Source organism: Microbispora sp. H10670 (assembly GCF_014161385.1).
Taxonomy (GTDB): domain Bacteria; phylum Actinomycetota; class Actinomycetes; order Streptosporangiales; family Streptosporangiaceae; genus Microbispora; species Microbispora triticiradicis.
Map to the genome: position 1 here is coordinate 44,500 of NZ_JABBWW010000015.1, position 20,143 is coordinate 64,642.

Genomic DNA, 20,143 nt, shown 5'->3' on the forward strand with positions numbered 1-20,143 from the left:
GTGCAGGGAGCTGTGAAGCGTTGACCACGGAGACCACCACCACGCCGGGAGCCGGTTCGCCGGGACCGGTGTTCCCCGACGGCTTCGTCTGGGGAGCCGCCACCGCCGCCTACCAGATCGAGGGCGCCGCCGCCGAGGACGGCAGGGCCCCCTCCATCTGGGACACGTTCTCGAAGGCGCCGGGCAACGTCGCCGACGGCCACACCGGCGACGTCGCCTGCGACCACTACCACCGCTACGCCGACGACGTCCGGCTGATGGCGGACCTGGGCCTGGCGGCCTACCGCTTCTCGGTGGCCTGGCCGCGGGTCATGCCCACCGGCGCGGACACGGTGAACGCCGCCGGTCTCGGCTTCTACGACCGCCTGGTGGACGAGTTGCTCGCCCACGGCATCACGCCGTACGTGACGCTGTATCACTGGGACCTGCCGCAGACCCTGGAGGACGCCGGCGGGTGGGCCGCACGGGACACCGCCGCGCGCTTCGCCGACTACGCCGCGGTCGTCCACGGGCGGCTCGGCGACCGCGTCCGGACCTGGACGACGCTGAACGAGCCGTGGGTCGCGGCCTTCCTCGGCTACTGCTCCGGCGTCCACGCGCCGGGCAGACGCGATCCGGCCGCCGCGTTCCGCGCCGCCCACCACCTGCTGCTCGGCCACGGACTGGCGACGCGGGCCCTGCGCGCGGCCGGCGCCGCCGAGATCGCGCTCACCCTCAACCTCTCGCCCGTGATCCAGACGGACGGCGGCGAGAGCGAGGCGAGGGTCGTGGACGGGCTGCTGAACCGGCAGTTCCTCGACCCGGCCCTGCGCGGGCGCTACCCGGAGGAGGTGCTGGAGATCGCCGCGCGCCACGGCGGTCTCGGCCACGTTCAGGACGGCGACCTGGACGTCATCAACCAGCCGATCGACCTGCTGGGCGTCAACTACTACAACCCGACCTTCGTGTCGGTGGCGCCCGGCGAGCCGGCCGCCCCGCCCTTCCCCGGCAGCGAGGGCGTCCGGTTCGATCCGCCGCCCGGCCCGGTGACCGCGATGGGCTGGCCCATCGACCCGGCCGGTCTGGAGACCCTGCTCGTACGGCTGTCGCGCGACTACCCCGAGGTCGGGCTGCTCATCACCGAGAACGGCGCGGCCTTCGACGACCACGCCACCGACGACGCCGTACACGACGACGAACGCGTCGCCTTCCTCGACGGCCACCTGCGGGCGGCGCACGCCGCGATCGCCGCGGGAGCGGACCTCAGGGGTTATCTCGTATGGTCGCTGCTGGACAATTTCGAGTGGGCCTACGGCTACCACAAGAGGTTCGGCATCGTGTACATCGACTACGAGACCCAGCGGCGTGTTCCCAAGGACAGCGCGCTGTGGTATCGCGAGGTCATCAGGCGCAACGGGCTGTAGGGGCCGTAGGGAACAGAGGGCCGCATGAAACTGGGGACCACATGAGACTGGGGACCGCATGAGACTGGGGGACGTATGAAACGACCCACGCTGGAGGCGGTCGCGGCGCGGGCGGGAGTGTCCCGCGCGACCGTCTCCCGGGTCGTCAACGGGCAGCTGACGGTGACCCCGCAGATCAGGGATGCCGTCATGCGCGCCGTCGACGAGCTGGGATACGTCCCCAACTCGGCGGCGCGCAGCCTCGTCACCCAGCGGACGGACTCGGTCGCGCTGGTCGTGTCCGAGCCGCCCACCCGGGTCTTCTCCGAGGACCCGATGTTCTCCACGGTCATCCGGTCGGCCAGCCTGGAGCTGGAGGCCGCCGACAGGCAGGTCGTGCTGATGCTCGCCGGCTCTCCCAAGAGCCACGCGAGGATCGAGCGCTACGTCGCCGGCGGCCACGTCGACGGAGTCATGCTGATCTCCATGCACGGCGCCGACCCGCTGCCCGCCGCCCTCGCGCGGATGGGCGTCCCCGTCGTCTCGTACGGCAGGCCGGCCGTCCCGGTTCCCCTGCCGTACGTGGACAACGACAACGTGGGCGGCGCGGAGAAGGCGGTGCGCCACCTGCTGGACAGCGGCCGGCGGCGCATCGCCACCATCGCCGGCCCGCAGGACATGATCGGCGGCCAGGACCGGCTCACGGGTTACCGCGACGCGCTGCGCGACTCCGACCGCCGCTCGATCGTCGCCGTCGGCGACTTCACCCGGCAGTCCGGCGCCGTCGCCATGCGCCACCTGCTCCAGGACGACCCGCACCTCGACGCCGTGTTCGTGGCCAACGACCTCATGGCGATCGGGGCGCTGCAGGCCCTGCGCCAGGCGGGCCGCCGGGTGCCGGACGACGTGGCGGTCGTCGGCTTCGACGACATCGAGGCGGCCCGCTACACCGAGCCTCCGCTCACCACGATCAGGCACCCGGTCAGCGAGCAGGCCGCCGCGATGGTCCGGCTGCTGCTCGGCCTCCTCCGGGGTGGCCCGGCCACGCCCGTGGTCCTCCCCACCGAACTCGTCGTCCGCGAGTCCGCCTGAACTCCCCGGGACCGGTCAGGACGCCGTGGTCAGGGACTCCACCGGCAGGCCGGCCTCGACCCAGTCCTGGATGCCTTCCCGGTACTTGCGCACGTCGGTGTATCCGAGCGCGGTCAGCCGGTTGGCCACGGCCTGGCTGTTGGGGCAGGAGGGGTTCGAGCAGTAGGTGACGATCGGGGCGTTCTTGTCCGGGAGCAGTTCGGCGGCCCGCTCGGCGACCTCCGCCTCCGTCAGCGGGATCGCTCCCGGGAGGTGCTGCTGGGCGTGGTACTCGCCGCCCAGCGCGTCGACGACGGTGACGACGCCGGCGTCGATCGCGGCCTTGAGCTCGTCCCTGCTGATGAGCGCGGTCATTGCGTCCTCCAATTAACTGGACTACAGTCCGTTTGTGTGAACGCCTCAGAAATTACCGGACCACAGTCCGGTTCGTCAAGGGACCTCACCTCTTTGCTGGCGGACCCGCCCCGCGAACGCGCGGACGCCGCCCGCAACCGGCTACGGGTGCAGGAGGCGGCGGCGAAGCTGTTCCGCGAGCACGGCGTCGAGGCCGTCTCGATGGACGCGGTGGCGGCGGAGGCCGGGGTGGGCAAGGGCACGCTGTTCCGCCGATTCGGGGACAAGTCGGGCCTGGTGGCCGCCCTGCTCGACGACAAGGAACGGGACCTGCAGGAGCGCATCCTGTCCGGGCCGCCGCCGCTGGGGCCCGGCGCCCCGGCGGGCGACCGGGTGCGGGCCTTCGTCGCGGCCTACACCGACTACCTCGTCGAATACCTCGATCTGCTCCGCGTCTCCGAGACCGCGAGCCCGGGAGCCAGATATCGGATCGGCGCCTACCGTTTCTGGCACCGCCACCTGGCGATCCTGCTCGCCGAGGCACGTCCCGGCGCGGACGCCGACTACCTCGCCCACGCGCTGCTCGCCCCGCTCGCCGCCGAGCACGTCACCGCCGTGCTGCGCGAGTGCGACGCGGCGCGGGTCGCCGCCGGTCTGACCGTCCTCGCGGACGCCCTGGTCTCAGGGCCGGCGGCCGGTTGATCGGCCCGTCCGGCAGCCCACTTGCGTCTTCAGGCGAGCGCGCCGGTGATGCGGGTGAGCGCGTCGAAGGAGGCCAGGCCGTACGCGTGGAAGTCCACGGCCCCGGCCCCGGCCGTACGGGCGGCGCGAACCTTGGCGGCGAGCCGGTCGGCCGAGTCGGTGTCCGGGGCGCCCGGACGCAGAACGACCCGCAGTTCGGGGTTCTTGCCGATCGAGCGGCGGTAGGCGGCGACGTCGTCGGCGATCCGGGCGGGATCGCGAGCGTAGCCGAGGACCGCGAACGACGGGACGAGGTCGCCGAGCGCCACCAGGTCGATCCCGAGCTGCCAGGAGTCGTGCGCGGCCAGGGCGGCCGAGGGCAGCCCGTGGGCGTAGCCCTTCGCCGCCCCCGTCGCGTCCGCGAACGTCAGCCGCGCGCCCTCCGCCGTGACGGCGGCCGCGACCTCCCCCACCAGCGAGGTGACGCTCTCGGAGCGGGCCCGCGCGTACGCCACCGCCTCCGGACCGGCGTAGGCCGTCAGCGCCGCCCGCGTGACCTCGCCCTCCGCGGGGGGATCGCCGTCCAGCACGCCCCCGACGATCCTCGCGCACTCCTGCCTGGCCGTCTCCGCGTTCACCCCGAGGTCGGCGGCCCGGCTCATGCAGTGGGGGCAGAAGCACAGGCCGAACAGGAAGGCGTCCATCGGCCCGAGCGGCACCGAGCACCGCTCGTAGCCGAAGGCCGCGAAGTGCAGCGACTCGGCCACGACCGTGTCCACCCCTTGCCGGGCGACGGCCCGGGCCAGCGCCACCGCGTACGCCCGCACGTCGGGGTGCGCGGGACACAGGTCCGCCGGAGCGCCGCGATCACCGAAGCAGTTCTCCACGGTCACGTCGGGGTGGGCCAGGCCGATCGCGCTGTTGCGCAGGAAGACGGCCCAGCCGTGCAATCGCAGCCCCCGCTCGGCGCAGGCCGCGCGTAGTTCCTCGATCGGCCGGTCCTCCGCTCCCGGCTGCACGGGCGGGGCCAGGCGCAGCCCGCCGAACAGGTCCTCCGGCGGGGGGAAGTGGACGCCGTCGCGGCGCAGCGTCAGCCGCGTGGCGCCGTGCGGGGTGACGTCCCTGGCCTGGTGGTAGGCCGCGGCCACCGCGACGCCGCGAACGCCGTACGCGGAGGCCCGGTCGAGCAGCCCGCGCACACCCTCGGCGCGCAGGTCCTCGACGAAGACGTACAGAGCGCTGTCCATCGATCAGCGGCCCCCCTCGCCCTCTCCCGACCACCTCGGTGGATCGTACTGGACACCGTCCCGGGAGTAGACTCGCGCCCTCGCACCGATGATCACAGAGGGGATCGGGCATGAGCGGCGACCCACGAATCGAACGGGCCGGCACGCTCTACGAGCGGGCGGTCTTCGGCGGCGACGCCTCGGCGCTCACCGAGGCCGACCGGGAACTGGACGCGGTCGAGGCCGATCTCGCCCTGGCTCGGGGACGGGTCGTCCACGCGCGGTCCCTGGAGGGCGGCGAGGAGGACCCTCGTGAACCGGACCTGTTCGGACGGGCCGCCGATCTCTACCGGCGGCTCGGCGACCTGCGCGGCGAGGGCGAGGCGCTCTTCTGGATCGGCTGCTTCCACCAGGTCGTACGGCGCGACCACGCGGCGGCCGGGACCGCGTTGCGGCGGTCGTACGAACTCGCCGAGGCGACCGGCGACACGCTGACGATGTCGTACGCGCTGAGGCACCTGGGCGTCGCCGAGCACATGGCCGGACGGCTGGAGCCGGCGCGGGAACTCCTGGAGGAGTCGGCGCGGCTGCGCCGGGAGATCGGTTTCCAGCCGGGCGTCGCCGCCAACCTGGTCGGGCTGGCCTACATCGCCGCCGCGCAGAACCGCGGGGAGGACGCCCTGCGGCTGCTCGGCGAGGCGGCCCGGCTCGCGGAGGAGAGCGGTGCCGAGGGCATCGCGCGGCAGGTCGCGGAGGCCCGCGCGGCCCTCTGACGACCGCGGCGCTCCGATTCGCCGTACGTGCTGCGTTCGATGAAGTGTTCGATATAGGGTGTGACCGACGGTGATGGAGAGCTCTCGCTTTCCGCCGGCCTGATCCCGCCTGCCAAGAGGAGCGAGCACGTGACCGAACCCAGGACGCACACCCTTGAGCTGCCCGGCTGCGTGCTCCACTACGACGTGCGGGAGGCCGGGCAGAGCGACGCGCCGATCCTGCTGATGATCGGCTCGCCGATGGACGCCCGGGGGTTCAACGCCCTGGCCGGGCACTTCCGGGATCGCACGGTGGTGACCTACGACCCCCGCGGGATCGAGCGGAGCACCCGGACCGACGGCGCCGCCGAGTCGACGCCCGACCTGCACGCCGACGACCTGCACCGGCTGATCGACGCGCTCGGCGGCGGCCCGGTGGACGTCTTCGCCAGCAGCGGCGGGGCGGTCAACGGGCTCGCTCTCGTGGCCCGGCACCCGGAGCAGGTGCGCACGCTCGTGGCGCACGAGCCCCCCATCGCCCAGGTGCTGCCCGACCGGGAGCAGGCGCTCGCCGCCGTGGCCGACATCCGGCAAACGTACGACAAGGAGGGCTTCGGCCCGGCGATGGTGAAGTTCATCGCGGTCGTCGGCCACCAGGGCGAGATCCCGGCCGACTTCGCCGACCAGCCCAGGCCGAACCCGGCCGAGTTCGGGCTGCCGGCCGAGGACGACGGCACCCGCGACGACGCGCTGTTCGCGCAGAACCTCGTGACCTGCACGCACTACGAGCCCGACTTCGAGGCGCTGCGCGCGGCCCCGGCCCGCGTCGTCGTCGGCGTCGGCGTCGAGTCGGAGGGGCAGCTGGCGTACCGCGCGGGCGTGGCGGTCGCCGAGCGGCTCGGCACCAAGGCCGTGACGTTCCCCAGCAACCACGGCGGGTTCCTCGACGACACGTTCGGCATGCCGGGCGACCCCGACAACTTCGCCGTCACGCTGCGCGAGGTCCTCGCCGGCTGAACCACACCCAGGCCACGTCCGGGCCCGGTCAGGCCACGTCCGGGCGCGTCCGGGCACGGCCAGGCCGTGGCTTGAGCACGACCAGAGCCGGGCCCGCGCACCACAGGCACGGTGTCGGTCAGGCACGGTGTCACTTGGCCACGGTGTCAGCACGGTGTCACTCGGGCGTGGTGTCACTCGGGCACGGTGTCAGCACGGTGTCAGTCGGGCGTGGTGTCAGTCGTAGGCGTATCCGCGGTCGGGGGCGGGGCAGTCGCCGCCCTGCAGGACCGGCCGCTTCGCCAGCACCTCGCGGGCGCGGGCGCGGGCGAGGTTCCAGTCGTTCCAGGAGTCCGGCCGGTCGAGACGGTTGACCGCCACGACGTCCCGCAGCACGCAACTGCGGTCGGGCTCGGGCAGCCTGTCCAGGATCGGCACGGCCTCCGCCCCGAGATCGCCCAGGTAGCCGTGGTCGAGCCGCTCCACGCCGCGGATCGTGAGCTGGGTCTCGGCCACCCGCGCGTCAGGGTCCGAGACCGCGAACGCCAGCAGCGACACCCCGGTGAGCAGCACCAGCCCGCGGAAGAACCATCCGGCGCCGCGGCCGGCCAGGCGGACCGCCCCGGCCGCCGACACCAGCACGAACACCGCGCCGAGCCACCAGATCGTCGCCTCCACCGAGGCCCGCAGCCGCGACAGGCCGTACGCGTCGGTGTAGAGGCCGAGGCGGTGCAGCGCCGACGCGAGGATGACCAGCGTGAACGCGCACAGCAGACCGAGCAGCACGGCCAGCAGCCGGCGGTCGGTCCGGCTCTGCCGGCGCAGCAGCGCTACCGCCCCCGCGACGATGCCGAGCACGAAGACGCTGACCGTGACGAGTTCGAAGAAGCCGGATCTGGCGTACTCGGCGTAGGTGAGGCCGGCCGTCGACAGCACCCTGCGGCTTCCGCCGAACAGCACCGTGATCTGCACGGTCACGAACGCCGCGAACAGCAGGTTCAGCCCGATCAGCGGGATCATCCACACCTGGCGGCCGAGGGACATCCGCAGGTCGGGCGGGGTGGGCTCGGCCACCGGACGCAGGCCCACCAGCACCGCCGCCACGGCCAGCACGGCGAACACGCAGAACACGAAGATCCGGTACGGCAGGTCCCAGGCCCAGTCGGGCGTCCGCAGCAGGTCGCGGACGAACGCAGAGAAGACGGCGTCGGCCGAGGCGAACAGCAGGCCGAAGACGGCCAGGAGCACGACGGTGACGGCGGCGCCGACCAGGGTGGGCAGCACGCGGCTACGCCGCGCCAGGTTCCGGACCGGCCCGGCCAGGAACCACGGCACCGGCAGCATCGCGAAGACGACCGAGATCCCTCCTCTGATCACCCCGAGCCAGCCCCGCCCGCCGCCGGACAGCGCGAGCGACCCCACGGCGAACGCCGCCAGCAGCACCGGCGCGACCAGCCATTCCGCGTCGCGGAAGAGGGCGACGGCAACCAGCGCGTACGCCAGCAGGCCGAGGGTCACCGTCCACGGGGTGAGCCGGCCGCGCCGCCGCGGCAGCACCGCCGGGAAGGCCGCCGCCCCCAGCGCGACCGCCGTCAGCACGGAACCGAGCCCGGCCGACGCGTACGGCAGGGCGACGGCCGCGACCAGGCCCGCCGCCCCGGCGGCCGGCAACAACCACCGGGGCGCGTCCGGCAGATCCGGCCGGGGGAACAGCGGCGGCGGCACGTACGCCGGCGCCTCGCTCCACGGCGTCTCCCCCCACGGTCTCTCGCCCCGCAGCGCCTCCCCCGGCCGCCTCTCGCCCTGCGGCGGCTGCCCCTGCGGTGCCCCGGCGTACCGGTGGACCGGGGACGAGCCGAAAGCGGCGCCCGCGGCCGCGCCTCCGACGGTGAACAGCAGGATCGCGGCGGCTCCCAGCAACCCCTCGCCGTACACCCCGAGGACGGCCGCCGCGATCAGCCCGGCGAGGAAGCCGCCCACCATGCCGAGGCCCGCGCCGAGAGCCGCCCTGGCCGACCGCCCGTGCCGAGCCTGGGCGAGCGCGGCGTACGGCCAGGTCACGGGCGGACTGGCGGGTGGATCGACTGGCGGACCCACGGGCCCCCCGCGCTCCCCTCCCCACGACGACGCCGAGACGCCCCGCCGGTGCTCCTCTCCGCGCTCCACGCCCCACATGTCGTCCTGCATGTCATCCCGCATGCCGCCCCTCGCGTCACCCCACGTGTGCTCCCGGGCGGAGTCGTCCGCCGGACCCGCCGAACTCACCGGACGCACTGGAGGCACAGGGTGCGCTGGCGCCAGGGGCACGGACACCTCGGGGTGCGTGCCTCGCACCCCGGCCGGGACAGCGCCGCGCCCCTCCGCAGGCACGGCCGGGACGGCGCCGTGCCGCTCCGCATGACCGGCTGCGGCCACCCCACGCTCCGCGTCACCGTCCGCAAGCTCGCCGTTCACATGCCCGCCGTCCGGAAGCCCCGCCTCCGCAGGCACGGCCGGGACCACGCCGTGCCGCTCCGCATGACCGGCCGCGACCACCCCACGCTCCGCGCCACCGTCCACAAGCTCGCCATCCCGAAGCGCGGCCGGAGTACCGGCATCCCGTAGTCCCCCAGCGGGTGGAGCCGGCAGACCGGTTCCCTCGCGTTGATCGTCGGAACAGCCTCCGCGGGCCTGCCTGGCGTTCATGGTCCCCCTTCGCTCACCGGCGTGGACGGGCGCGTCCACGCCCTCGCCGGCCGCCGGTTCCCGGTGCCGTGGTAGCGCGACGACCATCCGGCATCCCCCGGCCGGTCCGTGACCGTCTCTCACCGGCGGCGGGTCGGCCACGCCGATCGTCCCGCCGTGCAACTCGGCGATCTCCTTCGCGATCGCGAGGCCCAGCCCCGCGCCACCCGCGTCCGCGGCCCGCCCGGCGTCGAGCCGGGAGAAGCGCTCGAACACCCGGGCCCGCTCCCCCGGCGGGATGCCGGGGCCGTCGTCGATCACGCTGATCTCCAGGGCCGGCCCGGCGGCCCGCGTCTCCACCCGGACCCTCCCGCCCGGGGGGCTGTGCCGTACGGCGTTGTCGAGCAGGTTGGCCAGCACCTGCGCGAGCAGGGCCGGATCGGCGGCGAGGACGGTCCCCGGCGGCACCGCGCTCTCGACGGTGACGTCGTCACGCGCGATCGACGCCTCCGAGACCGCCTGGCGGCACAGCGACGCGAGGTCGAGGTCCTCCGGCTCGATCAGGCGCGCCCCCGAGTCGAGCCGCGAGAGGTCGAGAAGCTGGGCCACGAGACGGCCCAGCCGCTGCGTCTGGGCGAGGGCCGTGCCCAGGGTGTCGAGGTCGGGCGGCGACACGCCGTCGACGACGTTCTCCAGCACCGCCTGCAGACCGGCGATCGGGGTGCGCAGCTCGTGGCTGACGTTGGCCACCAGGTCGCGCCGCTGCCGGTCGACCTCCGCGAGGTCGGCCGCCATCGCGTTGAAGGCGCGGGCCAGTTCGCCCACCTCGTCCCGGGAGGTCGCCGTCACCCGCAGGCCGTACCGGCCCTTGGCGATCGTCTGCGCGGCGGCGGCCATCTCGCGCAGCGGCCGGATCATGCCGCGGGCGAGGAACTGGACCATGATCATCGCTAGTGCGACGGCGATCGCGATCCTCAGATCGCGGGACAGGCCGGAGTTGATGCCCACCTCGTTCACGACGAACGCCGCGACCACGGCGAGCACGATCACGATCCCGAGCTTGACCTTGATCCGGCCGAGGAAGTCGAGCGGCCTCATCGCCTGGCTCTCCCTTTCGCGGCGCGCGTCACGGACGGACGAGCGCGTAACCGACGCCGTGAACGGTGCGGACGACCTCGGACCCGAGCTTGCGCCGCAGGGCGCGGATGTGGCTGTCCACGGTCCGGGTCGCGGCGGCCTCGGAGAAGCCCCAGATGTCCGAGAGCAGCCGCTCCCGCTCGAAGACCTGGCCGGGACGCTCGGCGAGGCGCCGCAGCAGGTCGAACTCGGTCCGGGTGAGCTGCGCCTCGGTCCCGCGCACGAACACGCGGCGCTCGGCGGTGTTGATCTCGACGTCGCCGATCCGGATCACCGTCTCCTCCTGGGCCAGCAAACCGGCCCGCTCAACCCGTCGCAGCAGCGCGTGGATGCGGGCGACGAGTTCCCGCATGCTGAAAGGCTTGGTGATGTAGTCGTCGGCGCCCACGCCGAGGCCGACCAGCACGTCGGTCTCCTCACCGAGCGCGGTCAGCATGAGCACCGGCACCGGGCGGGCGGCCTGCATCCTGCGGCAGACCTCCAGGCCGTCCAGGCCGGGCAGCAGCCGGTCGAGGACCACCAGGTCGGGCTCGGCCTTGGCGTAGGCCGCGAGCGCCCCCTCGCCGTCGCCCGCCACCCGCACGTCGAAGCCCTCCGCGAGGAGCCTGAGGCGTACGGCGTTCGCGATGGTCTGGTCGTCCTCGACCACGAGCACACGGCGTTGCTGGGGGAAGGCCATGCACGAAGCGTAGGACCCGCCTGTGCAGAAGCGCCGTCCGCGACTGTGCAGATCCCGTGCAGCGCACACCGCGGATCCCCTGCGGCGCACACCGCGATCACCTGCGGCGCACCTCTGCGGGTCCTCCTTGCGGCCCATCACGCCGCGGCGGGCGGGCGTGGTGAGGTGCCCGTACCCCCGTGACCTGCGGCGGCGTCCGCGCCGATTCCGCCGGTCGTGGTTTCGGGTCCCGGTTCCGGGTAGCCCGGATATGACCAGGAAGGAGGCGCTATGGACCGCCAGTCAAGGCCGGAGACCATGCGGGAGAACGACGTGATCGATCTCCTGATCCAGCAGCACGCCCTCATCCGGGAGCTGTTCGACGAGGTGGACAGATGCCGTGGGAAGGAGCGCAAGGAGGCCTTCAGCCGTCTCGCCCGGCTGCTCGCCGTACATGAGACGGCGGAGGAGGAGATCGTCCACCCCTTCGCCCGGCGCAAGCTGGTCGGCGGGGACGCGATCGTGGACAACCGGCTGCAGGAGGAGGAAGAGGCGAAGGAACTGCTCAGCCGTCTCGACGAGATGGACGCGACGGCGCCGGGGTTCACCCAGGAGCTGGAGAGGCTCAGGGCCGCCGTGTTCGCGCACGCCGCCGCCGAGGAGCGCTATGAGTTCTCCGAACTGAAGGCGTGCACGTCCGAGGGCCAGCGCAGGGCGATGGCCGTGGGGGTCAAGGCCGCGGAGGCCATCGCACCCACGCACCCGCACCCTGGGGTCACCTCACCGACCGAGAACATCCTGATGGGCACCCCACTCGCGATCATGGATCGCGCCCGCGACCTGATCCGCAAGGCGATGGGCAAGCCCGAGTCCGGCGAGGGCTGAGCTCCCCGCCGGGACGTGCGGAACTCGCCGCCCGCCCCGGGCGTTGTCCTGGCGACGCGGACGATCCCCCACTGGGGATCCACACGAAAGGCCTGACGATGTCGCCACTGGGCAAGTACTACGTGGGCGCGGCGGTGGTGGCCGTGCTGGTGTTCATCCTGCCGGTGCCGACGATCCTGGCCTGGCTGATCACGCTCGGCGTGCTGGGTGCCCCGGTCGCCGCCTACTTCATGCTCGACGAGTCACAGCGGACGCGCCTGCGGCGCATCCGGCGGCGTCAGATCGGCGGCTGAGGCCCCGGCGCAGGAAGGTCCCGGCCGCTCCCCGTACGGGATGCGGCCGGGACCTTTCACGCTCTCACGAGGTGGCGGCGATCGTCCTGCGGACGCGCTCGGTGACGCTGCGCTCCAGCACGAAGGACAGGAACGGGATCGTGCCCGACACGAGCACGAGCAGCAGGTAGCCGATCGACCAGCGCGCCTTGATCAGGCCCAGGTTGATCGCGGCCACCAGGTAGACCATGTAGAGGAAGCCGTGGATCGGCCCGACCACCGCGACCATCGTGCCGTTGTCGAAGCCGTACTTGACGACCATGCCGACACAGAGCACGAGCAGCATGACGCCGACGACGTACGCCATGACGCGGTAGAAGTTGAGCGCGGACTCCACGTCGATCAACACCTCTGCTGGGGAAACGGTCACCACACGATATCCGTGCCGGCCGCCGGTTCCGGTTCCAGGGCCCGGAGCGGGGCGCGTCAGGCCTCCATGGGCGCGGCCGGCCCCGCGGACTCCGGCGTCGCCGGCTCCTGCCGCCGCCCGCGCAGGGTGTCGCGGACGAAGTGGAACCACATGTACACGGCGAACAACGCGAAGACCCACCACTGGAGCGCGTAGGCGAGGTTCCGCCAGGTCAGGCCACCGCCGATGGTCGGGGCGGGCACGGCCACGGGCGTCACGCGGGAGGGCGGCTCCTGGGCGGTGGCGACGACGAATCCGTCCCGCACCCGCGCGTCGGGCCACATGTTGATCAGCTCCGCCGTCGACACGGTCGCCACCTGGCCGCGCGGGAGCAGCCCGGTGCGCTGCACGTCGTCGGTCTGCTCCGCGGGCCGCAGCCGTCCGCTCACCGTGACCGGGCCCTCCGGCACAGCGGTCGCGGGATCCCCGGCCGAGGAGACCCAGCCGCGTACGACCGGGACGACCGTGCCGTCCGCGAGCCGCAGCGGGGTGAGCAGCCAGAATCCGTCTCCCCGGGCGGCCCGCCCGCCGGGCGCGGCGACGTCGGCGACCCGGTCGGCCACCAGGAGCTGGTTCGCCGCGTCGTAGGCGCCCGTCGCGGTCACCTTGCGGCCCACGGCGTCCACGCCGACGTACCGCCCGACCTGGGTCAGTTGCGTGACGGCGACCGGAGCGGGATCGGGGGCCCGTCGCGGCGCGCCCGACGACTCGAAGACGCCGAGCTGCCAGCGGCCGAGGAACGTGAACGACACGAGCACCCCGATGACCAGCAGGTGCAGGGCAACCAGCCGGGGAGACAGAAGGGTGCGGAGCATGGTTACCACGCTATCCGCCGCCCGCGGCGGTCCCGCACGCGCGCCGTGGTTGCCCGGCGACCGGCGGGAACGCCCGTCCGTCCGCGCTCCGGCACCGGGAGAGCGCGAAATCCGACAAATCGCGGCCAGGGGACCGCACGTGTCGCTAGAGTCGTGCCATGTCCGACCCTCAGATCGACCCGGCCGGAAACACTCAGGCTTTCCGGGTGTTCGCTCAGCAGCAGGACGCGGAGATCTCCAAGGAGCAGCCGTCCCGCCTGCCGATGTGGATCGCCGTCGGCGTGGCGCTCGTCGTCGTCCTCGCCGTAGTGGTGTACCTCCTGGTTCGCTGACATACCTGTACCAGCCGCCGACGACCGCGCCCGTCGGCGGCTTCACCATGCCTGGGCGATCTCTCGGGCGCGGTCGCCTGCTGGTTCAGCGGTGGGTGGAGACCACGAGGGCGCTGCCTCCGCCCCGCCGTGCGGGCTCGGCGACGGCCTGGACCCTGCCGTTCCGGAGGAACTCCAGGCCGGTCGCCGCGCCGATCTCTCCCGCCGGGGGCCCGGGGACGTCCGTCAGCGTGTGACCGAGCGCCGTCAGTTCCGCGCCGTACCGCTGGGTGAACGCGGGCTCGGCCTGGGTGGCGGCGCTGTTGCGCTGGGAGGCGCGCGGCGCGGCCACGGCGTCGGGCAGGGACATGCCGAAGTCGAGCCGGTTGACCAGGATCTGCAGCACGGTCGTGATGATCGTGGCGCCGCCGGGCGAACCGACGGCGAGCAGCGGGCTGCCGTCCTTGAGCACGATCGTGGGGGCCATGGACGACCTCGGGCGCTTGCCGGGAGCGGGCAGGTTGGGGTCGCCGGGCGCCGGGCCGAAGGTGAAGTCGGTCAGCTCGTTGTTGAGCAGGATGCCGCGTCCCGGCACCACGATCCCGCTGCCGCCGGTCTGCTCGATCGTGATGTTGTAGGCCGCCACGTCGCCCCAGCGGTCGGTCACCACGAGGTGGGTGGTCTCCGGGCCCTCCTTCTTCTCCTCCGGCGCCGAGGCGGCGGGGGCGGCGGCTGGACAGGCGGAGTAGGAGCCGTCGGGCGATCCGGGCGCGGCGGGGTGCGGCATCGCCCGCGGGCCGATCAGGCAGGCGCGCTCCTTCGCGAACCCGTCCGACAGCAGGTCCCCGAGCGGCACCCGCGTGTACGCGGGGTCGCCGACGTAGGCGTTGCGGTCGGCGAAGGCGAGCCGGGAGGCCTCCAGGTACTCGTGCAGGCCGATCTTCGGCAGCGCCTCCAGGATGTTGAGCGCCTCGCCCACCGTCGATCCGCCCGAGGAGGGCGGCGCCATGCCGTACACGTCCAGGCCCTTGTACGTGACCTTGGTCGGCGGCCGTTCGAGCGCGCGGTACGCCCTGAGATCGCCCACCTCCATGAGCCCGGACCGGACGTTCCGGGTGGCGCCGTCGCGCACCGGCGGCTTCTTCACCGTGGCGACGATCTCCCGGCCGAGGTCACCCCCGTACAGCCAGGCGGGGCCGCGGATGCCCAGCTCACGGTAGGTGCGCGCGAGGTCGGGGTTGCGGAAGGTCGACCCGACCGGCGGCGGCTGCCCGCCCGGCAGATAGAGCGCGGCGGTCGAGGTGAAGTCGGCGAACCGTTCGGCGTTCTGCTGGGTCTGGTCGTAGAACGTCTGGTCGACGACGAAGCCCCTGTCCGCGATCTCGATCGCGGGACGCAGCGCCTGCCGCAGCGACATCGTGCCGTACTTCCGCAGCGCCAGGTCCCACTGCGCGACGCTGCCCGGCACTCCCACCGACAGGCCGCTGCTGACCGCCTCGGCGAACGGGATGCCCTCCAGGGCCGTCGAGGTCATCGCCCGGGGGGCGGTCTCGCGGCCGTCGATCGTGGTCACCTTCCGGTGCCGCGCGTCGTAGTAGACAAGGAAGCCGCCGCCCGCGAGACCGGCCGAGTAGGGCTCGGTCACGCCGAGCGCGGCCGCTCCCGCCACCGCCGCGTCCATGGCGTTGCCGCCCTGGCGCAGCACCGTGAGGGCGGCCTTGCTGGCGTCCAGGTCCACGGTGGCCACCGCCCCGCCGTACCCCTCCGCGACGGGCCGTTTGACCTCCTTGGGAGGTGGCGCGTGCGGGGCTGGAGCCGCCTGGGCGGGCGGGGCGAGCAGCCCCGCCAGCGTGAGCACTCCCAGCGACGTGACGACGACACTCCTCATGCGCCCGGCACCTCCACCACGTGAGCGATCACTCCAGCATGACTCACTCGAGTAAAACCGAAGCGGGAATGTCCACTTTTGGACGCCCGCCCCGGCTACTCCCCCGGACGTACGGGGCCATGCGGCCACGGTCGGATGCGACCATCGGCGGGAAGGGCCTAGCGTGCGGATGTGCGCTCCCGTTCCGACTTGTATCACCGCGTCGATCCCGTTCTGCCGGTCGTCGTCGGGATCGCCCAGGTGTTCCTGACGGTGGCCGCCCAGTATTGGCAGTTGCGCAACCCGGACCTCGGTCGGGTGCCGCTGACCTGGTGGGGCTGCCTGTTGCTGCTGGTCGGGCCGGGCGCCATCGCGCTGCGCCGCCGCGCCCCGGTCGTCGCGCTGGTCGTCACGCTCACCGCGACCTCGGTCTACATGCTGTTCGGCTACGCGTACGGACCGGTGTTCCTCAGCCCGATCATCGTGATCGTCAGCGCGGTGGGGAACGGGCACCGCCGCGCGGCGTGGTCGGCGTCGGGGGCGTTCTTCCTGTTCGTGGTCGCCTACGCCACCTGGTTCATCCCCCACCGGGCGGGGCTCTTCCACCACACCGCGGTGGCCGCGTACCTGCTGCTCACGCTGACCGTCGCGGAGTGGCACCGGGTGCGCCGCGAGCGCCTGGCCGAACGCCGGCGGGTGGCGCGCGAGGAGGCCAGACGGCAGGCCAGCGAGGAACGGCTGACCATGGCCCAGGAGCTGCACGACGTGCTCGCCCACAACATCTCGCTGATCCACGTGCAGGCGTCCACCGCGCTGCACCTGCTGGACGATCATCCGGAACAGGCCCGCACCGCGCTGACCGCGATCAAGCAGGCGTCGCGAGACGTGCTCACCGAGATGCGCGGGGTGCTCAGCCTGCTGAAGGACGGCGCGCCGCGGTCCCCCACGGCCGGGATGGCCCACCTCGACGGCCTCGCCGCGGGCAGCGGCCTGCCCGTGACCGTGGAGGTCGCCGGGGAGCCGCGCCCGCTGCCCCCCGGCATCGACCGGGCCGGTTACCGGATCGTCCAGGAGTCGCTCACCAACGTCTCCCGGCACGCGCCGGGCTCCCGCGTGACGATCAACGTCGCGTACGCCGCCGAGGAGCTGCGCCTGGTGATCGAGGACGACGGCGCCGGGACGGCGCGCGCGGTGGCGGGGCTGGGGGGCGGCAACGGCATCCCCGGCATGCGCGAGCGGGCGGCGGCGCTCGGCGGATCGCTGTCGGCCGGTCCCCGGCCGGGCGGCGGCTTCCGCGTGGCGGCCCGCCTTCCCCTGCCGCCGGCACCCACGCCACCGACACCCCTGCTATCAGTGCCCCCGTACACGGAACCGGAGGAACCGAAGTGATCCGCGTGCTGCTCGCCGACGACCAGGCCCTGGTGCGGGCCGGGTTCCGGGCCCTGCTCGACGCACAGGAGGGCATGACCGTCGTGGGCGAGGCGGGCGACGGCGAGCAGGCCGTCCTGCTGACCCGGGACCTGCGCCCCGACGTGGTGCTGATGGACATCAGGATGCCCGGCACGGACGGCCTGACCGCCACCCGCCACATCGCCGGCGACCCAAGTCTCGCCGACGTGAAGATCATCATGCTCACGACGTTCGAACTGGACGAGTACGTCTTCGAGGCGCTGCGCGGCGGCGCGAGCGGCTTCCTGGTCAAGGACACCGAGCCGGCCGAGCTCATCCAGGCGGTCAGGGTGGTGGCCGGTGGCGACGCGCTGCTGTCCCCCGGTGTGACACGCCGTCTCATCGCCGAGTACGCCGCCCGGGCCAAGGAACCGGGCGTCACCACCGGCCTCACCCCGCTGACCGAGCGGGAGCGGGAGGTGCTCGCCCTCGTGGGCGCCGGCATGACGAACGACGAGATCGCCACCCGTCTCTACATGTCGCCCGCGACGGCGAAGACGCACGTCAGCCGCATGATGACCAAACTGCACGCCCGTGACCGGGCGCAACTCGTCGTCATCGCGTACGAGTCGGGTCTGGTGAAGCCCGGCTGGCTCGTGTGAAAGGGCTTGAGTCTCCACCAACTGGAGGGTCCAGGCTGTGGATGTGAACGACCGCAGCGAGTCGAATCCGCTCACGATCGGGGAACTGGCGCGCCTGACCGGCGTGCCGGTTCGCACGATCCGGTTCTGGTCGGACGCCGGGGTGCTCCCGGCGGCCGGCCGGTCGGCGGGCGGTTACCGGCTCTACGACACGCAGGCCGTGGCCCGGCTGCACCTGGTGCGTACGCTGCGCGACCTCGGGCTCGACCTGCCCACCGTGGAGCGGGTCGTGACCAGGCGGACGGGCCTGACGGAGGTGGCGCGGACGCACGTCGCCGTGCTCGACGCGGAGATCCGCGTCCTCCAGGCCCGGCGCGCCGTCATGCGGTCGGTCGCGGAAGGCCACTGCACCGCTGAGGAGATGAGACTGATGCACGAACTGTCCCGGCTGTCCGCACGAGAGCGGCGGCGGATCGTCGACGACTTCGTCGAGGAGGTGTTCGCCGGCACCGACCCCGCCGCGCCCGGCGCGGGGATCGCGCAGTCGATGCGCGGGCTGCCCGAAGAGCTGCCGGACGAGCCCACCGTCGAACAGGTGGAGGCCTGGATCGAGCTCGCCGGGCTGGTCGCCGACCCCGGCTTCCGGGAGCGGGTGCGCCAGATGGCCACCAGCCCTGCCGAACCTTCGGTGCCGCATGACTCGCAGGCGATCCTGACCGAGGCCGGGCGGGCCCTGGACCAGGGGATCGACCCGGAGTCGGCGGAGGGCGGGCAGATCGTCGACCGGCTGGTCGGCCCCGGCCTGTCCGCCGACGAGCGCGCGCGGCTCGCCGACGCGCTGGAGAGGTTCACCGACCGCCGGGTGGAGCGTTACTGGCAGCTGCTCGGCGTGCTCAACGACCGGCCGCCGTTCGCGCCCGCGGTGCCGGCGTTCGAGTGGTTCATCGCGGCGCTGCGCGCCGCACGCTGAGGCGGGCCCCGGCCGGGCCGTCAGCGCGTGGGACGGCGCCCGCCTGTCCGCATGCGGATGATCCGGGGCGGCGCGGCGAGCGGAGCGGGCAGGCGGAGGGGGCCGCGGCCGGGGGTGAGTGAGCCCAGCACCCGCGGCCCCGACGCGCCCGTGCACGCGGGCACGGTGCCCGGCAGGCCGTGCGCGGTCAGCCAGCCGAGATAGGAGAACGCGACGGCCTCCTTGGCGTCCGGCGGCACGCCGAGGCGGTCGCTCGGCAGCAGCCGCACTCCGCCGGACCGCACGCGCAACTCCCGCATCAGGACGGGGTTGCGCGTGCCGCCGCCGGAGACGACCACCGTGCCCAGCCGGTGCCGCCGGATCTCCGCCGCGACCGTCTCGGCGGTGAGCGCGGCCAGCGTCGCCGTCAGGTCGGGCAGGCCGAGCCCGTACGGCCCGGCCACCCGGTCGAGGTACCCCGCGTGGAACAGTTCCTTGCCCGTCGTCTTGGGCGGCGTGCGGTGGTAGTACGGCTCGGCGAGCAACTCGGCCAGCAGTCCGTCGTGGACCCGCCCCGCCGCCGCCAGCCGGCCGTCCTCGTCGTACGGCCTGCCGGTGGCGGCGAGCACGGCCGCGTCCATGAGCGCCGAGGCCGGTCCCGTGTCGTAGGCGAGCGGCCGCGCCCACCCGGTGGAGTCCTCGGCATGGTCCGCGTTCCGGCTCACGGCCTGGTTCCCTGCGCTGTCCCCGGCATGGTCCGTGTCCCGGCTCTCGGCGTGGTTCTCGGTGCGGTTCGCCGCATGGGCCTCGGCGTTGTCCGCGTCCCGGCTCACCGCATGCTTCTCGGCGTGGTTCCCTGCGCTGTTCCCGGCGTGGTCGTGCCGGCTCACGCCGGCCGCCACGGTGAGGTTGGCGATGCCGCCGAGGTTCAAAGCGCCGAGCCGCCCCGCCGGTCCGGACCGTTCGCCCGACTCGCGCGGCTCGCGTGACTCGCCTGGATCGGCCTGCGCGGGTGACTCGGCCAGCCCGGCCAGCAGCGGCAGGTCGAAGGCGGACACGAGCGGGGCGCCCTGCCCGCCCGCGGCCACGTCGCGGGCCCGCAGGTCCGACACGACCGGCACGCCGAGCCGTTCGGCGATCCAGGCGGCCTCGCCGAGCTGCAGCGTGCCGCGCACCCGGCCGTCCTCCACCCAGTGGTACAACGTCTGCCCGTGCGAGCAGACGAGGTCGGCGGGCGGGCAGCCCGCCGCCGCCTCGGCGAACGCCCGGCCCACCAGGGTGTCGAGCCGGCAGACCGCGCCCATGTCCGTGGTGTGCGGCGGCAGCGCGGCCAGGATCGCGGCCCGCGACTCGGGCGCGTACGGCATCGTGCCGGTGTGCTCGACGACCCCCTCCACAACGCCGGTGAACACGTCGCCGGTCAGAGCCCAGTCGACGAGCGCGGTGTCGATCCCGTCGTGGGAGGTCCCGGAGATCAGCCCGAGCACCCGCACCTGCCCACCTCCCGCACGTCCTGTACCGGCCAGGCCGTGGCGGAAACCTCCCTGCGAATCAGCGGCGATAAAAGAAAGCGTCATGGCCGTGTAATCTGCCCCAGGAGGTCTTCACTCGGACGCGTCACCCG

General features: G+C 73.3%; 19 protein-coding genes. 11 read left to right on the forward strand and 8 right to left on the reverse strand.

Annotation, left to right across the window (positions count from 1 at the left end; translation table 11 throughout):
* Window positions 1–20: 20 nt before the first annotated feature.
* Together HHX33_RS21080 and HHX33_RS21085 are read left to right on the forward strand one after the other, a co-directional pair.
* The gene (locus tag HHX33_RS21080; RefSeq protein ID WP_182876125.1) at window positions 21–1,403 is read left to right on the forward strand and encodes a GH1 family beta-glucosidase; all 1,383 of its coding nucleotides are present in this window, start codon (window positions 21–23) and stop codon (window positions 1,401–1,403) included.
* Between the two features lie 75 nt (window positions 1,404–1,478).
* Complete coding sequence (locus HHX33_RS21085) at window positions 1,479–2,474, forward strand: LacI family DNA-binding transcriptional regulator (RefSeq protein WP_111700726.1); 996 nt, start codon at window positions 1,479–1,481, stop codon at window positions 2,472–2,474.
* Between the two features lie 15 nt (window positions 2,475–2,489).
* Here the strand turns inward: HHX33_RS21085 and HHX33_RS21090 are convergent, their stop codons facing one another.
* On the reverse strand, window positions 2,490–2,828 hold the full coding sequence (locus tag HHX33_RS21090; RefSeq protein ID WP_182876126.1) for a rhodanese-like domain-containing protein: 339 nt from the start codon (window positions 2,826–2,828) through the stop codon (window positions 2,490–2,492).
* Between the two features lie 93 nt (window positions 2,829–2,921).
* Here HHX33_RS21090 and HHX33_RS21095 point away from each other — a divergent pair, with 93 nt between their 5' ends.
* Window positions 2,922–3,509, forward strand: coding sequence for a TetR/AcrR family transcriptional regulator (locus HHX33_RS21095; RefSeq protein ID WP_220502035.1), 588 nt, complete (start codon window positions 2,922–2,924; stop codon window positions 3,507–3,509).
* 29 nt (window positions 3,510–3,538) lie between these two features.
* On the opposite strand, the gene HHX33_RS21100 is transcribed toward HHX33_RS21095, so the two are convergent.
* Window positions 3,539–4,735, reverse strand: coding sequence for a hypothetical protein (locus HHX33_RS21100; RefSeq protein ID WP_182876128.1), 1,197 nt, complete (start codon window positions 4,733–4,735; stop codon window positions 3,539–3,541).
* Window positions 4,736–4,845: 110 nt separating this feature from the next.
* Between HHX33_RS21100 and HHX33_RS21105 the strand changes: the two genes are divergently transcribed.
* Complete coding sequence (locus tag HHX33_RS21105; protein ID WP_182876129.1) at window positions 4,846–5,487, forward strand: tetratricopeptide repeat protein; 642 nt, start codon at window positions 4,846–4,848, stop codon at window positions 5,485–5,487.
* Window positions 5,488–5,616: 129 nt separating this feature from the next.
* Window positions 5,617–6,483, forward strand: coding sequence for an alpha/beta fold hydrolase (locus HHX33_RS21110; RefSeq protein ID WP_182876130.1), 867 nt, complete (start codon window positions 5,617–5,619; stop codon window positions 6,481–6,483).
* Window positions 6,484–6,699: 216 nt separating this feature from the next.
* Here HHX33_RS21110 and HHX33_RS21115 read toward each other — a convergent pair whose 3' ends face one another.
* A complete protein-coding gene (locus HHX33_RS21115; protein ID WP_182876131.1) occupies window positions 6,700–10,224 on the reverse strand; it encodes a DUF4153 domain-containing protein in 3,525 nt (1,174 codons plus the stop codon).
* Between the two features lie 28 nt (window positions 10,225–10,252).
* Window positions 10,253–10,942 carry a response regulator transcription factor gene (locus HHX33_RS21120; protein WP_111700733.1) on the reverse strand — a complete coding sequence of 230 codons (690 nt, stop codon included), beginning with the start codon at window positions 10,940–10,942 and terminating at the stop codon, window positions 10,253–10,255.
* A gap of 270 nt (window positions 10,943–11,212) precedes the next feature.
* Between HHX33_RS21120 and HHX33_RS21125 the strand changes: the two genes are divergently transcribed.
* Window positions 11,213–11,806 carry a hemerythrin domain-containing protein gene (locus tag HHX33_RS21125; protein ID WP_259402700.1) on the forward strand — a complete coding sequence of 198 codons (594 nt, stop codon included), beginning with the start codon at window positions 11,213–11,215 and terminating at the stop codon, window positions 11,804–11,806.
* Between the two features lie 98 nt (window positions 11,807–11,904).
* Window positions 11,905–12,099 (forward strand): hypothetical protein, encoded by a 195-nt coding sequence (locus HHX33_RS21130; protein WP_111700734.1) that lies wholly within the window; start codon window positions 11,905–11,907, stop codon window positions 12,097–12,099.
* A 64-nt stretch (window positions 12,100–12,163) separates the two neighbouring features.
* On the opposite strand, the gene HHX33_RS21135 is transcribed toward HHX33_RS21130, so the two are convergent.
* Together HHX33_RS21135 and HHX33_RS21140 are read right to left on the reverse strand one after the other, a co-directional pair.
* A complete protein-coding gene (locus HHX33_RS21135; RefSeq protein ID WP_225311071.1) occupies window positions 12,164–12,508 on the reverse strand; it encodes a DUF3817 domain-containing protein in 345 nt (114 codons plus the stop codon).
* A 56-nt stretch (window positions 12,509–12,564) separates the two neighbouring features.
* Window positions 12,565–13,362 (reverse strand): SURF1 family protein, encoded by a 798-nt coding sequence (locus tag HHX33_RS21140; RefSeq protein ID WP_138462640.1) that lies wholly within the window; start codon window positions 13,360–13,362, stop codon window positions 12,565–12,567.
* A 158-nt stretch (window positions 13,363–13,520) separates the two neighbouring features.
* Here HHX33_RS21140 and HHX33_RS21145 point away from each other — a divergent pair, with 158 nt between their 5' ends.
* A complete protein-coding gene (locus HHX33_RS21145) occupies window positions 13,521–13,694 on the forward strand; it encodes a hypothetical protein (RefSeq protein WP_165900670.1) in 174 nt (57 codons plus the stop codon).
* Window positions 13,695–13,779: 85 nt separating this feature from the next.
* Here the strand turns inward: HHX33_RS21145 and ggt are convergent, their stop codons facing one another.
* Entirely contained in the window at window positions 13,780–15,561 is a 1,782-nt protein-coding gene (gene ggt, locus HHX33_RS21150) for a gamma-glutamyltransferase (RefSeq protein WP_182876132.1), read from the reverse strand.
* Between the two features lie 171 nt (window positions 15,562–15,732).
* Between ggt and HHX33_RS21155 the strand changes: the two genes are divergently transcribed.
* Genes HHX33_RS21155 through HHX33_RS21165 form a run of 3 tightly spaced genes read left to right on the forward strand, consistent with a single transcriptional unit; the run spans window position 15,733 to window position 18,540 of the window.
* Window positions 15,733–16,929 (forward strand): sensor histidine kinase, encoded by a 1,197-nt coding sequence (locus HHX33_RS21155; RefSeq protein WP_310741461.1) that lies wholly within the window; start codon window positions 15,733–15,735, stop codon window positions 16,927–16,929.
* Window positions 16,926–17,591 (forward strand): response regulator transcription factor, encoded by a 666-nt coding sequence (locus HHX33_RS21160; RefSeq protein WP_182876133.1) that lies wholly within the window; start codon window positions 16,926–16,928, stop codon window positions 17,589–17,591. Before HHX33_RS21155 ends, HHX33_RS21160 begins: the two co-directional genes overlap by 4 nt.
* 43 nt (window positions 17,592–17,634) lie before the next feature.
* On the forward strand, window positions 17,635–18,540 hold the full coding sequence (locus HHX33_RS21165; protein ID WP_182876134.1) for a MerR family transcriptional regulator: 906 nt from the start codon (window positions 17,635–17,637) through the stop codon (window positions 18,538–18,540).
* A gap of 20 nt (window positions 18,541–18,560) precedes the next feature.
* On the opposite strand, the gene HHX33_RS36290 is transcribed toward HHX33_RS21165, so the two are convergent.
* Window positions 18,561–20,012 carry an anhydro-N-acetylmuramic acid kinase gene (locus tag HHX33_RS36290; protein WP_310741462.1) on the reverse strand — a complete coding sequence of 484 codons (1,452 nt, stop codon included), beginning with the start codon at window positions 20,010–20,012 and terminating at the stop codon, window positions 18,561–18,563.
* Between the last annotated feature and the right edge of the window lie 131 nt (window positions 20,013–20,143).